The 13,786-nt window shown below is 39.5% G+C and carries 11 protein-coding genes, 8 tRNA genes and 2 rRNA genes; all 21 read right to left on the minus strand.

Annotated elements, in window-relative coordinates; genetic code table 11:
* Positions 1-217, minus strand: a 16S ribosomal RNA gene (locus N9R04_RS10515); the annotation flags it as partial.
* A gap of 109 nt (positions 218-326) precedes the next feature.
* A tRNA-Ala gene (locus N9R04_RS10520) sits at positions 327-402 on the minus strand.
* An 8-nt stretch (positions 403-410) separates the two neighbouring features.
* Positions 411-484 (minus strand) — tRNA-Pro (locus N9R04_RS10525).
* A 30-nt stretch (positions 485-514) separates the two neighbouring features.
* Positions 515-588: transfer RNA gene (locus N9R04_RS10530), tRNA-Arg, on the minus strand.
* 9 nt (positions 589-597) lie between these two features.
* Positions 598-687: transfer RNA gene (locus N9R04_RS10535), tRNA-Leu, on the minus strand.
* Positions 688-694: 7 nt separating this feature from the next.
* A tRNA-Gly gene (locus N9R04_RS10540) sits at positions 695-769 on the minus strand.
* Positions 770-793: 24 nt separating this feature from the next.
* Positions 794-866, minus strand: a tRNA-Lys gene (locus tag N9R04_RS10545).
* A gap of 6 nt (positions 867-872) precedes the next feature.
* Positions 873-948, minus strand: a tRNA-Thr gene (locus N9R04_RS10550).
* A gap of 18 nt (positions 949-966) precedes the next feature.
* A tRNA-Val gene (locus N9R04_RS10555) sits at positions 967-1,042 on the minus strand.
* A gap of 16 nt (positions 1,043-1,058) precedes the next feature.
* A 5S ribosomal RNA gene (rrf, locus tag N9R04_RS10560) occupies positions 1,059-1,173 on the minus strand.
* A 739-nt stretch (positions 1,174-1,912) separates the two neighbouring features.
* Positions 1,913-3,400 (minus strand): lysine--tRNA ligase, encoded by a 1,488-nt coding sequence (lysS, locus tag N9R04_RS10565; RefSeq protein WP_262856726.1) that lies wholly within the window; start codon positions 3,398-3,400, stop codon positions 1,913-1,915.
* A 358-nt stretch (positions 3,401-3,758) separates the two neighbouring features.
* Positions 3,759-4,241 carry a 2-amino-4-hydroxy-6-hydroxymethyldihydropteridine diphosphokinase gene (folK, locus tag N9R04_RS10570; RefSeq protein ID WP_262856728.1) on the minus strand — a complete coding sequence of 161 codons (483 nt, stop codon included), beginning with the start codon at positions 4,239-4,241 and terminating at the stop codon, positions 3,759-3,761.
* Positions 4,235-4,606, minus strand: a complete 372-nt coding sequence (gene folB / locus N9R04_RS10575) for a dihydroneopterin aldolase (RefSeq protein ID WP_262856729.1) — start codon at positions 4,604-4,606, stop codon at positions 4,235-4,237. Before folB ends, folK begins: the two co-directional genes overlap by 7 nt.
* Entirely contained in the window at positions 4,584-5,387 is an 804-nt protein-coding gene (folP, locus tag N9R04_RS10580) for a dihydropteroate synthase (protein WP_262856730.1), read from the minus strand. Before folP ends, folB begins: the two co-directional genes overlap by 23 nt.
* A 396-nt stretch (positions 5,388-5,783) precedes the next feature.
* The gene (gene cysK / locus N9R04_RS10585; protein ID WP_262856731.1) at positions 5,784-6,716 is read right to left on the minus strand and encodes a cysteine synthase A; all 933 of its coding nucleotides are present in this window, start codon (positions 6,714-6,716) and stop codon (positions 5,784-5,786) included.
* Positions 6,717-6,824: 108 nt separating this feature from the next.
* Positions 6,825-7,700, minus strand: a complete 876-nt coding sequence (gene hslO, locus N9R04_RS10590; RefSeq protein WP_262856732.1) for an Hsp33 family molecular chaperone HslO — start codon at positions 7,698-7,700, stop codon at positions 6,825-6,827.
* A gap of 295 nt (positions 7,701-7,995) precedes the next feature.
* Positions 7,996-10,122: an ATP-dependent zinc metalloprotease FtsH gene (gene ftsH, locus N9R04_RS10595; RefSeq protein ID WP_262856733.1), complete on the minus strand. Its 2,127-nt coding sequence runs from the start codon at positions 10,120-10,122 to the stop codon at positions 7,996-7,998.
* Positions 10,123-10,776: 654 nt separating this feature from the next.
* Complete coding sequence (hpt, locus tag N9R04_RS10600) at positions 10,777-11,316, minus strand: hypoxanthine phosphoribosyltransferase (RefSeq protein WP_262856734.1); 540 nt, start codon at positions 11,314-11,316, stop codon at positions 10,777-10,779.
* A 3-nt stretch (positions 11,317-11,319) separates the two neighbouring features.
* Positions 11,320-12,612 carry a tRNA lysidine(34) synthetase TilS gene (tilS, locus tag N9R04_RS10605; RefSeq protein WP_262856735.1) on the minus strand — a complete coding sequence of 431 codons (1,293 nt, stop codon included), beginning with the start codon at positions 12,610-12,612 and terminating at the stop codon, positions 11,320-11,322.
* 229 nt (positions 12,613-12,841) lie between these two features.
* Entirely contained in the window at positions 12,842-13,240 is a 399-nt protein-coding gene (locus tag N9R04_RS10610) for a S1 domain-containing RNA-binding protein (RefSeq protein ID WP_262856736.1), read from the minus strand.
* Between the two features lie 127 nt (positions 13,241-13,367).
* Positions 13,368-13,778 carry a septum formation initiator family protein gene (locus tag N9R04_RS10615; protein WP_262856737.1) on the minus strand — a complete coding sequence of 137 codons (411 nt, stop codon included), beginning with the start codon at positions 13,776-13,778 and terminating at the stop codon, positions 13,368-13,370.
* Positions 13,779-13,786 lie beyond the last annotated feature (8 nt).

The following is a 13,786-nucleotide window of genomic DNA, read 5'->3' on the forward strand; positions in this document are numbered from 1 at the left end:
GCCGCCTTTCACTGTAGGACCATGCGGTCCCACATGTTATCCGGCATTAGCCCCGGTTTCCCGGAGTTATTCCAGTCTTATAGGTAGGTTACCCACGTGCTACTCACCCGTCCGCCGCTAACGTCGGAGGAGCAAGCTCCCCGTCTGTTCGCTCGACTTGCATGTATTAGGCACGCCGCCAGCGTTCATCCTGAGCCAGGATCAAACTCTCCATAAAAAGCGTTTGATTAGCTCGTAAATTGATTGTGTTATTACTAACACGTTGTGTTTATTGGAATTAACGTTGACATATTGTCATTTAGTTTTCAATGTTCATTTAAATAAAATGGTGGAGACTAGCGGGATCGAACCGCTGACCTCCTGCGTGCAAAGCAGGCGCTCTCCCAGCTGAGCTAAGCCCCCATAAAGAGTCGGGAAGACAGGATTTGAACCTGCGACCCCTTGGTCCCAAACCAAGTGCTCTACCAAGCTGAGCTACTTCCCGAGATATGTAATTGTATAAACTCGCAAGTGACGCGCCCGATAGGAGTCGAACCCATAGCCTTCTGATCCGTAGTCAGACGCTCTATCCAGTTGAGCTACGGGCGCATTCGATAATGGTGCCGAGGACCGGAATCGAACCGGTACGGTGTTCTACACACCGCAGGATTTTAAGTCCTGTGCGTCTGCCAGTTCCGCCACCCCGGCAAAATAATGGAGCAGAAGACGGGATTCGAACCCGCGACCCCGACCTTGGCAAGGTCGTATTCTACCGCTGAACTACTTCTGCTTAATAACTATTAGAATGAACTGATGAGCCATAGAGGATTCGAACCTCTGACCCTCTGATTAAAAGTCAGATGCTCTACCAACTGAGCTAATGGCTCAAAAGATGGTGCCGGCCAGAGGACTTGAACCCCCAACCTACTGATTACAAGTCAGTTGCTCTACCAATTGAGCTAGGCCGGCGAGTATGTAATTTTTAAATGGTGGAGGATGACGGGATCGAACCGCCGACCTCCTGCTTGTAAGGCAGATGCTCTCCCAGCTGAGCTAATCCTCCACATCAAAATCGTCTTGCCTGGCAACGTCCTACTCTTGCGGAACGTAAGTCCGACTACCATCGGCGCTAAGGAGCTTAACTTCTGTGTTCGGCATGGGAACAGGTGTGACCTCCTTGCCATCGTCACCAGACAATGACTTCATATAGTCCATCTTACATCGTTATTGTAAAGTTTTCAACAGTCAATTTTACACTCTGTTAAAATTTCTTTGCGATTCATTTACATAAACGATATCTATCATCTCTTCAAAAGACGACTTTTTCATAATAAGTCATCAGCGCTTTAAAGTCAATAGGTTTTCTAAAAACTTTTTAACAAAAGCTTAAGTAATCGATAAGACTCAAGCCATTCGACTCTAGTTATACTATCATAATCTCACATACCTTACTAGCGATTATTTTACACTTGTTTAAACTTTTTTACACAGCTTTTTACTTGTTCACTTAAATAACTATGAGCTAGTATTATGTTTTAAGTAGCCGTTAATCTCCTCTGCCTCTATTCTATTGCATTTACATAAAAAAGAAGTGAGATAGAAACGCCACATATCCCTTAGTAAGCTTTCACTTATCTCGTGCTTACTTAACAAGACATCTGGTATTTCCTCATCTCACTCCAAATAAAATTCAATACTTTCTGATTGGTTAGTTAGTACTATACAATGAATTGATCACTGCTAAACTCTATTCTAATGTATTTATTTCTGAGGCTGGGGCATAATGTAATGTCTCAGCCTCTTTCAGCATCTTGGCAGTAGATGACTGATTTGAAATTGCGCTTGTATCAAGCTTTTTTCAATTCTAGTCATCCTTGCCGGGGCAGGACTAAGAAATCTTTTTATTCAAATTAGATTTCTGTCCCGCTCCCTTTTATTTCTGGCGCATGTATGGGAATAATAACACATCTCGAATAGACGGAGAGTTAGTTAATAGCATAACTAATCTATCAATTCCGATACCTAAACCACCTGTTGGCGGCATACCGTATTCAAGTGCTTCGATGAAATCATCGTCCATTTCATGAGCCTCATCATTACCTTCTTCTTTTTCACGTAATTGTGCTTCGAAGCGTTCTCTTTGATCAATTGGATCGTTTAGCTCTGTAAAGGCATTTGCATGTTCGCGCCCCACAATAAATAATTCAAAACGATCAGTAAACCGTGGATCTTCAGGATTTTTCTTTGCTAATGGTGAAATCTCTATAGGATGACCATATACAAAGGTAGGTTGAACCAATGTTTCTTCAACTTTTTGTTCGAAAAACTCATTGAGTATGTGACCATACTTCATATGATCAGTCGTTTCAATACCATGCTCTTTAGCAAGTGAACGCGCTTCTTCATCTGAAGTAACATCATAGAAATTCACACCTGTGATCTCTTTAACGGCATCAACCATATGTACGCGTTTCCAGCTAGAACCTAAATCAACTTGTTCTTCGCCATACGGGATAGTCGTCTTACCGAGAACTTCTTGCGCTATGTGACGTACCATTGATTCTGTGATATCCATCATGTCATGGAAATCTGCATACGCTTCGTAAAGCTCAATCATAGTGAATTCAGGATTATGACGTGTTGACACCCCTTCATTACGGAAGACACGGCCAATTTCATAGACTTTTTCTAAACCACCGACGATGAGACGTTTTAGATGTAATTCTATAGCTATACGCATATACAGCGTTGCGTCTAGCGCGTTATGGTGGGTTACAAATGGACGAGCAGCTGCACCACCAGCGATTTGATGCATCATAGGTGTTTCTACTTCTAAGAAACCTTTTTTATTTAAGAAGTTGCGCATTTCTTGTAGTATTTTACTTCTATTGATAAAAGTTTGAGTACTATCTTGGTTAGTGATTAAATCTAAGTAGCGTTGACGATAACGTTGTTCAATATCTTGAAGTCCATGATGTTTATCTGGTAAAGGTCTTAACGACTTAGTCAATAACGTAAAATCTTTAGCTTTTACAGAAAGTTCCCCTGTATTTGTCTTGAACATTACGCCTTCTACTCCGACAATATCACCTAGATCTGCGCTCTTCCAAATGGCAAATTGGTCTTCTCCAACTTGGTCTTTTCTAACATATAATTGAATTTGACCTGATAAGTCTTGGATATGAGCAAAGCCTGCTTTACCTTTACCGCGCTTCGTCATAATGCGACCTGCAACTGTGACGCTGCTTTCGCCTTCTTTTTCTTTTAATTCATCTTTACTAAATTGATCCCATTTATCATGTAAGGGTTCAGCCATAGCTGTACGGTCGAATTTATGACCAAATGGATCAATACCTAAATCATATAATTCTTGTAGCTTTTGACGACGCACCTGCATTTGGTCATTCATTTCTTCTGACATTTCTTTCTCTCCTTTACACTTGTTGTATTATTTCCTAATTCCGTGCTATACTCCAGATTTAATAGCGACTTATATTCCCTCAAAGATGAGGTGAGACATAACGCTTTTGTGCTCTAGGGAAGTGATTAACGGCTTCCTAAAAGCAGGATTATCGATAGAAACTTTCACGGCTCGACAAAATTTGGGCAATGATTGTGCTCATCGTTCGGTTATGCTCAAATCCTATACGCTTTTGCCCCGAACCTCTCTATCAACAGTATTATTAACAGTTTACTCAGAGGTATGCTCAAGTATATCTTTCTCATCAACTTTCACAGTTGTTAATTCTACTAGACTACGTCAATGTTATAAAGCCATTTTACCCCTCACGATAGACCTCTACCTCATCATCAGGTGCCTGTATTTCTCCAATGGCCTGGTGTAACACAGGCTCAACGGCACGAGGCGCAATTTCTTGTAAGGGGATGATTACAAACGCACGCTCCCTCATACGGGGATGCGGAACAGTCAACTCATTATCATCTATTTGTTCGTCACCATATAAAATAATATCAATATCGCAAGTCCGTGGCCCCCAGCGAATTTCCCTCACACGATGCAATCGTCGTTCCACGTCAAGGCAACGATGCAACAAGTCATGAGGAGCAAGCGATGTTTCGACCTTCGCACATAAGTTTAAGAATGGATCTTGGTCAGTATAACCTATAGGAGCTGTTTCATAAATCGAGGATACTTTCGTAACATTAATTCCTTCTATCTGATCGAGCAAGCTCAAGGCTTCACGAAGATGGTAGGCACGTTCTCCCATATTACTTCCTAAGCTCAAATATGCTTCTACCATTGATCATTCTCCCTCACTATCTCTATGCCTACGCCTTGGTAATGTCCTGGGATAGGTGGGTTCTGCTTAGTGATGTTGACAGTCGTTTCCACTACACGATTATAGTGTGAATTTATACGTTTTGCAATAAGTTCAGCAAGATGCTCCAAGAGATTAACAGGGTCGCCTTCCATCACAGCTTTCACATCTTCGTAAACTTCGCCATAATTAACCGTGTCCTCCACATTATCCGTTTCTCCAGCACGTTTCAAATCTACTTTGAGCTCTATATTTACCGTAAAGATCTGTCCAAGGTCGTTCTCTGCTTCAAGCGCCCCGTGATAGCCATAGAATTCTAATCCATTAAGAAAAATTATGTCGCTCATCATCATTCTCCTTTAAATAATCCATACCCTGACCTATTTTATAGTTTAGAGCCACATTATGTACTCGCACGCCCTTTATACCTTTCATGATACCATAAGCTGTCGTTGTAGCTGTAGCTTCATCACGCTCTTTCGCTTGAGTCTCATAGGGAATCATTTCTTTAATAAAACGCTTACGACTCGTAGCCAAAAGCACAGGGTACCCCGTAGCAACCAATTCATCTAGACGTGACATAACCTCTTTTTCTTCTTGGCGAGTTTTAGCAAAACCTATACCCGGATCAAGCCAGATCTTGTGTTGAGGAATCCCTGCTAACTCAGCTGCATGCGCTTGTCTGAGTAAAGCGACAAGCATCTCCTCCATAACAGGTTCGTCTCTATGTCCATCACCATTATGCATGAGCACTATTTCAGCATCATAGCGTGCTACTACCTTAAACATGTTCTCATCATACAGACCAGCCCATTGGTCATTGATCATTGTCGCACCTCTAGCTAAAGCTGCTTCAGCAACAGTACTGCGAAAGGTATCAACAGATAATTGTACGTTGAGTTCTGACAATGCTTCGACCACCGGCAAGACACGCTTCATCTCCTCTTCAACCGATACATCCTCATGACCAGGGCGAGTTGAAACGCCGCCGACATCGATGATATCAGCACCTTCTTCAATCATTATGTTTGCTCTAGATAAAGCCCGTTCAACTGAGTTGTATTCACCGCCATCCGAGAACGAGTCTGGGGTCACATTCAAGATCCCCATTATTTTAGTATGCGCCAAACGATTGCACCTCACTCTAATATGTAATTCAGTATGACCTTCACTTTTATGATAACTTGATTCACATTATTTTTCAGTAATAAATTATTAGTGATGACTTACCTTCTTAATAATTGACTTTCACGCTCGTAACATCAAGCTCTATTATGAAAAGCGCCTACTAAATAAAATTATTTGTTTGTTATAGCGAAAAGTCATTCCCTTGTAATAGCTATATTAAAAAAGAAAACAGGAGCAAGCCAGAAACCACTAAGGCTTCTCGACTCGCTCCCAACACGCTTGACTTGAACCTTTAGGTGTTCAGCTTAAACACCTTGCCATCCAGTCAGCTACTGCTTGTATCAGAGATATCGTTATCTCTATGACACGCTCTCTAGTTTCGACACCACTTAAATATTAGTCGTCAAATGAATATAACGGTGTAGACAAGTAGCGTTCACCGTTACTAGGAAGTACTGTAACTACTGTCTTACCTTTACCTAATTGTTTAGCTTTTTGAATTGCCGCGTAAATAGCTGCACCTGAAGAAATACCACCTAAGATGCCCTCTTCTTTAGCTACTTTACGTGACATGTCCATTGCTGTTTCGTTTCCAACTTTAATAACTTCTTGATAAATATTTGTGTTTAATGTGTCTGGCACGAAACCTGCACCTAATCCTTGAAGTTTATGAGGCCCTGGTTCTCCACCGCTTAATACTGGTGAATCCTCTGGTTCAATAGCGATGAGTTCAATGTCAGGATATTTCTCTTTTAAGACTTTACCTGCACCACTTAAAGTACCACCTGTACCAACTCCAGCTAAGAAAGCATCAATCGTCTTACCTTCAAATTGCTCGACAAGTTCTGGACCTGTTGTTAATTCGTGAACGCGAGGGTTAGCAGGGTTCTCGAACTGCTGAGGCTCGTAATAACCGTATTCTTCTTTTAATTCTTTCGCTTTTTTAATAGCACCTTTCATCGCTTCTGAACCAGGAGTTAAGACTAACTCGGCACCATAAGCTTTCAAGAGGTTACGACGCTCTTGACTCATCGTTTCTGGCATAGTGAATACAGCTTTGTAACCTTTCGCTGCACATACAAACGCAAGGCCTATGCCAGTATTACCGCTTGTAGGTTCTACAATCGTATCGCCCGGTTTGATCTTTCCGTCACGCTCAGCCTGTTCAATCATAGCTAGCGCAATACGATCTTTAACAGAGCCGCCAGGATTTTGATATTCTAGTTTAACGTAAACATCAGCCGCATCTTCACCAACAACGCGATTAAGCTTAACTACAGGTGTGTCACCAATAACTTCTACAATGTTATCAACTGGTTTTTTTGCCATAATTATTAACCCCTTTATCATTAAAAGTTTTAAAGCTTACTTTTTCTCTCGGATATAGTTTAATTCTATCAGATTTTTCAGTAAATACAACTATATTACTCTACAAGCCTAATTTGGCAATAATTCTCGCAATTCCTCTTCGCTATATTGATACTTATTACGACAGAAATGACATTGAGCTTCAGCCCCATGATCTTCTTCTATCATACTTTTAATCTCACTTTCACCTAAGCTCTTAATAGCATTTAAGAACTTATCGTGTCCACATCTACATTCAAATTCAGCAGGGATAGTTTCGAGTATTTGTAAATTATCTTTACCTAAGATGTCTTCTAGAATTTCCTCAGGCGTCAATCCTTGCTCGATTAATTTCGAAACTGGAGTCATAGTAGATATGGCGTCTTCAAGCTGACTGATGACTTTATCTTCAGCGCCCGGCATAACTTGGAGTATAAATCCGCCTGAAGCTTTAATAGAGTTGTCCGGATTAACTAATACCCCGAGGCCTACAGATGAAGGGACCTGCTCACTTTTAGCAAAATAATAAGTAAAGTCATCTCCTATTTCTCCGGATACAATAGGACTTGAGCCAGAGAAATAATCTTTCATACCCACATCTTTAATGACCGTAAGCGACCCATCTACACCAACTGCACGACGTACATCTAATTTACCTGCATCATTTAGTGGAAAATGCGTTTGAGGGTGTGAGACATAACCTCGGATATGCCCTTTAGCATCAGCATCGGCAGTTATCTTTCCTATGGGCCCATGACCATCTACAGTGACAGTTAGTTTCTGGTCGCCCTTTAGCATCGCCCCCATCATTAGGGTTACTGTCATAGTACGTCCTAATGCTGCAGAGGCTGTCGGCCAAGTGTAATGTCTTGTTTGAGCTTCTTGGACACTTTCAGTCGTAAGTGCCCCATACGCACGGATTTGGCCATTAAAGGCAAGTGCTTTTACAATATAATCATTTGTCATCATATATCACCTATTGTCTTTCTTTATTCTTTAATGATGTGAATTGAATCTTAAGCGGTTGAATCCTAACACTTCGCACTTCATAGAGTTAAAGCGCATACCCTTACTACTAGGTAGTACAGTAGCGTCGTAGACTTAATCTCAATGTGACTTTAGTTTGAGATCTACGTGCCATCGATCTTCTATTCTCAATCCACTTAACATGTTCATTCTTTTCATCTGTCATTTCAATTTAAAAAACTCTTTCCACTATCAAATACTGATAGCGGAAAGAGACTTTTTCAAGTAGTTTGCTTTATTCATTTCTATTTGAAGGATCGTTTGGATCACTTGGGTTGCTTGGTTTGTCGATATTAGGTGCTTGCTCATGACCCGTTGTTTCACCTTCATCTGAGCGTTGACCTTGATCATTAGACTCGTGACGACGGTCTTTCTCGATATCTTTCTCTTCTTTCTCATCCTCTTGAGTCTTAGTATTACCAAGTTCATGTTGCTCGCGACGGATATCGTCGTAAGACTTACCGTATTTTCCATCACTGAACTCAGAATTTTCATCTTTAACTACCTCAGCTGCATCGTAATCTACTTCAGGTAACTTACCATCATAGAATAGCGAGCGAATTTGCTCTGCAACAAGCGTTTCTTCTGTTAATAATGTTTTCGCAATGAGTTTCAATTGGCTTTCGTGTTCTAATAAGATTTGTTTACAACGTTCATATTGCTCTTTAACGATACGTTGAACTTCTTTATCTATCTCATAAGCAATTTGACCTGAATAATCAGGGTCCTCTTGCATATCTTTACCTAAGAACACTTGTCCACTATTACTGCTAGAGAATTGAAGCGGTCCAAGTTTCTTACTCATACCGTACTCTGTAACCATTTTACGTGCGATATTAGTAGCACGTTCAAAGTCATTGGATGCGCCAGTTGAAACTTCATTAAAGTTAATATCTTCAGATACACGCCCGCCTAGCAAACCACAAATTTTATCTAAGAGTTCGGGTTCTGTCATTAAGAAGCGGTCCTGCTTAGGTAACATCATTGCATAGCCACCTGCTTGACCACGCGGTACGATTGTCACTTTGTGCACCACTTCCGCTTCGTCTAGGACCATGCCGATAACCGTGTGTCCAGCTTCATGATGAGCGACGATGTTACGTTCTTTGTCAGAAATAACACGTGATTTCTTAGCTGGACCAGCAATAACTCGATCTGTAGCTTCCTCAATATCACGCATATCTATCTTCTTCTTACCTTCTCGTACTGCAATTAATGACGCTTCATTCAGTAAGTTCTCTAAGTCTGCACCAGAGAAACCTGGCGTTCTTTGAGAAATGGCTTTGAGATCTACTGTTTGATCTAATGGTTTGTTTTTAGCATGAACATGCAGAATTGCTTCACGACCTTTAACATCTGGTCGACCAACTTGGATTTGTCTATCGAAACGACCCGGACGTAAGAGCGCGGGATCGAGGATATCTGGACGGTTAGTAGCAGCGATCATAATAATACCTTCATTTTCACCAAAGCCATCCATTTCAACAAGAAGTTGGTTTAGCGTTTGTTCACGTTCATCGTGACCGCCGCCAACGCCAGCACCACGTTGACGTCCAACTGCGTCTATTTCATCGATAAAGATAATACAAGGTGCGTTTTTCTTCGCATTTTCAAATAAATCACGTACACGACTTGCACCTACACCTACGAACATCTCTACGAAGTCAGAACCACTGATAGAGAAGAAAGGAGCACCGGCTTCACCAGCTACAGCTCTCGCTAGTAAAGTCTTACCTGTCCCTGGAGGTCCAACTAAAAGAACACCTTTAGGTATACGTGAACCCATCTGTTTAAATTGTTTATTGTCTTTTAAGAAGTCAACGATTTCTATAAGTTCTTGTTTCTCTTCATCAGCACCTGCAACATCAGAGAAGCGTACGCGTTTTTTCTGGCTATCGTACATTTTTGCTTTGGACTTGCCAAAGTTCATCATACGACCGCCACCGCCGCCACCTTGTGCTTGACTCATAAAGAACAAGAACAAGATAAAGATGACACCGACAGGAATAAGAGACGTTAGAATTTGGCTAAGAACGCCTTGTTTTTCCTCTTCTTTAACAGTTAATTTCAACCCTTTTTGGCTTTTCGCCTTATCAGTTATATGTTCTAATTCTTTATCATTATTATAAAGAATAGTTGAAGAATAGTCTTTATCATCCTTCGTCTTACCACTTACTAAATAAACATTTTGCTCTGGTTTAATCTCTAATGATTTCAAGTCACCGCTGTTTAACTTCTTCTCAAATTGATTATAAGTTAATTGTTTTGGTGAATTACCGTTACCATTAATCCATGAGAATAAGCCAAAGATCATAACGCCTACAATTGCGATGAAGAGCAAGTTGCGAAAGGCTTTCTGCATGTGTAATTTCCTCCTACTTCAATAGTAAAACTAACAAAAATTTTAACATAGTTAATCTGTTACAAGCTAGCAAACAACATCTCACATCCCTTACTCCCCTTGATGGTTTCTAACTCTTCCCATCAAAGTAAGGACTACGACAATTGAGGTTATTGCTAGCAGACGAGTTAAAATGATGTCGCATTCTAATTGCTCAATGAGGTATGTTAATCTCGCATGTTAAATATTTCTTGACTTTAAATGACAGCTAGCTCATTAGCATATAGCTTGCGCAAAATGAATAATTGATACAGAGTTAAAGCTTTTCTAACTCCATTAAGTCATACTTAGCAATGCGCAATTAGAAATTTATTACTCTCTATAAATCTATTACGAACTTCTACCCATTCATTTAACAACAATACTAGAGTGCACAAATTTATAGCGAAACCTAAGCTTTAACTATTTACATTGCGACCTTGATCCACTTGAGTCTTTAAATTTACTTAAAACTATGAAGACATAACACATATTCAAACACACTCAATTTGAGGCAATTTATTCGCTTTTAAACTAACCTTGGACTCTGCGGCCTTGAGCTAAGCTCTTAATATGTAAATACTGCCCTAATAGTTAAGTATATATCATCATAGAAAATGATTAAATCTTAACGCCTTATTTTGTGTAAATTTCTTCTTTTAAAGTGCCAATATAAGGTAAGTTACGATAATGTTCTCCATAGTCAAGACCATAACCTACAACGAATTCGTCTGGAATCTTTTCACCTACGTATTTCGCTTCAATTTCAGCCTTACGACGATTTGGTTTATCGAGCAATGTTACGATTTCTAAAGAGTTCACTTTACGCGCTTTCAAAAATTCCGTTATCGATTTCAATGTCGTACCAGTCTCCAGAATATCTTCGATGATTAAGATATCCTTTCCTTCGATAGAGCTTCCAAGGTCCTTTAAGATTTGCACCTCTCCAGTTGACTCTGTGCCTCCGTGATAACTTGAAACATCCATGAAATCAATGGCCAAATGCGTATCGATATGTTTAATTAAATCTGCCATAAACATAACTGATCCTTTCAGTATACCTACGCACACTAAATCTTTATCCTGATAGTCTTTAGTAATTTGCTCTCCTAATTGTTTACAGCGTTGTTGAATCTCTTCTTCTGACAGTAGGATATTTTTTAAATCGCTTTTCATTTCTTATTCCTCTCCTAAATCCTTTATATCTATATCGTTAATATACTTTGCATGAGTGTATAATGAACCCACTGCTATGATTTGCTTATCAGCACATTCAATAAGAGGGATGTGCTCTCTCTCCCCTCTCATGACTTTATGATCGATAAACAGACGACTGACTTTTTTATGCCCTGAACGGTGATTTAATTTTATTTTATCGCCATTTTTTCTTAGTCGGATGACTAGCGGAAATAAATGTTCGGGGAAAGTTTGATGAATATTTATCCTATAATGATTAAAATGATACACGCCAGGCTTTGAAACGCTTTGAGCTGTAGTTCGTGGCGTTGTTCCTGTACGAGCCATTAGTATAAATTTATCATACGCAATTCGAATTATCCATTGAGCAGAAATCGTAATATCTGTTTGAGCTGTTTCACTGCTAAGTTGTTTAAAAACTTCACTGTACAGTTTCTCTGAGATAGCTTCATGCTTTCCTTCCATAGCAAACAATTGATCAAGTACTGAGACTTTTAAGTTGAAATTTAAGTGATTAAATTCCGAACGATCAATTTTTATTTTTGAAGGAAGTAATTCTACATAGGTGGAACGATGAATGAAATGATGAGCGCTTCGATGAATTTGATCCATCTCTTCATCATGCCATCTTTTTAATCTCAATAACTGTGAACTCTCAAGTTGCTCATTCTTCTCTATAAAAGGCAATATTCTATTACGAATATCGTTACGTACGTAATCATTCGAAGCATTACTTTTATCCTCAAAGTAAGGGATGTTGTTTGTCGCTTGATAGCGTCGAATCTCATCTTTCGTTGTATCTAATAATGGTCGTGCTAACAAGTAGCCTTGACGTTCTTGAATATCAGCGATCCCCAAACTATTACGCGTTGAGCGTCCTGTAAATAATCTATAGAATATAGTTTCAATTTGATCATCTTGATGATGAGCGGTCAACAATACATCCCCGCCACACGCTTTCATCATGCGATCAAACCATTGATAACGGCCCTCTCTCGCTAATTGTTCAATATGATTATCTTGACGATTATCATTCATATTTAAGTGATGCGTATATAATGCGATATGATGCCGTTTACAATACTCAATGAGAAAAGCTTCTTCCTCATCCGCTTCTTGACGCAACCCGTGATTCACATGTAAACAAGTGAGCTGGCGGTAACTATCTCGTCCTTCATAAAGTAAATAATGAAGCAAACACATACTATCAACACCACATGATACAGCTACTACAACGTGATCTTGTTCAGTCCATAAAGGCGTGTTTACTTTCATCTTTACTTTACCTCCTCTGCGTTCAACTCAACTTAAGAATTCTTTCTTATTACATTTTGAACAAATAAAAAAGATGGTAGAGTATCCAATGACTTTAAATCGGATTCTCAGCCATCCTTAATCATACTCAACTCTTAAATCATTTCAATTATGTCCACTGCAACGTTGAGCTTGAATATAATCTATGGTTTGAGCAGAAGTGCGTCACTTCAAATTTCAAAATTTTAAGCTAGCGTCTCGCGCCTCTACCACCACGTCTAGATTCAGTTTGACGTTTGATTGAAGTTAATTTGTCTTCGCTATCTTTTAAGAAGTTACTTAATTTTTTCTCAAAGTCTACTTCTTTATTATGAGATGATTTATGATGCGGTCTACGACTCTGCTTACGAGGGCGATCTTTAGCCTTTTTAATAGAGAGGCTAATCTTATCATCGTCAGCTATTGAAAGAACTTTAACTTCGACTTCATCGCCTATTGACAGATGATCTTCCACGTTCTCAACATAGTTATCCGCTACTTCACTTATATGTACTAAGCCACTCTTTCCTTCGGGCAATTCAACAAACGCACCAAATTTTTTAATTCCAGTGACTTTACCTTTAAGCTTGTTTCCTACTTCGATTGACATATTTAATATAAATCCTCCTGGTATGATTTCAACTTAACACTATTATATGCTCGTTGAGTTGATTTAACAATGGTATAATGAATCAAAAAATTGATTTTTTCCTATATACAATGCTTTAGAGGGCCAATCAATTTTCTTTAACTTTATCTTCTTTAGAACCCTTATCTTCCGAACCAGACTTATCGTTAGGCAATTTGAATATTACTTCACCATCATTGCTTAAGTAATAATCGTCACGAGCAACTTTTTTAATGTAACTCTTCTGATTTAAGTTATTCAGTTTCTCTTTTAAAGCGAGCTCTTCATCTTGCTGTTTTTGGTACTTTTGTTCTTTTTGCTGGCGAATATGTGCATCATGAGTATTCTGGTGTTTCTGTCCGGCAATCATGATGCACAAGACAATAATAACGAGTAGCAACAAGCCTCCTATGAGAGTTATACGACGGCGCACAACGCGTTTTTTGGCTTGAATTCGTTGTTTCTTCTTATTCTCGTCAGAGGTGTAACGATTGCCTATGCCTTGTACTTTTTTACTCATGCCTAGCC

The sequence above is a fragment of the Staphylococcus marylandisciuri genome, assembly GCF_025519785.1.
Classification (GTDB): domain Bacteria; phylum Bacillota; class Bacilli; order Staphylococcales; family Staphylococcaceae; genus Staphylococcus; species Staphylococcus marylandisciuri.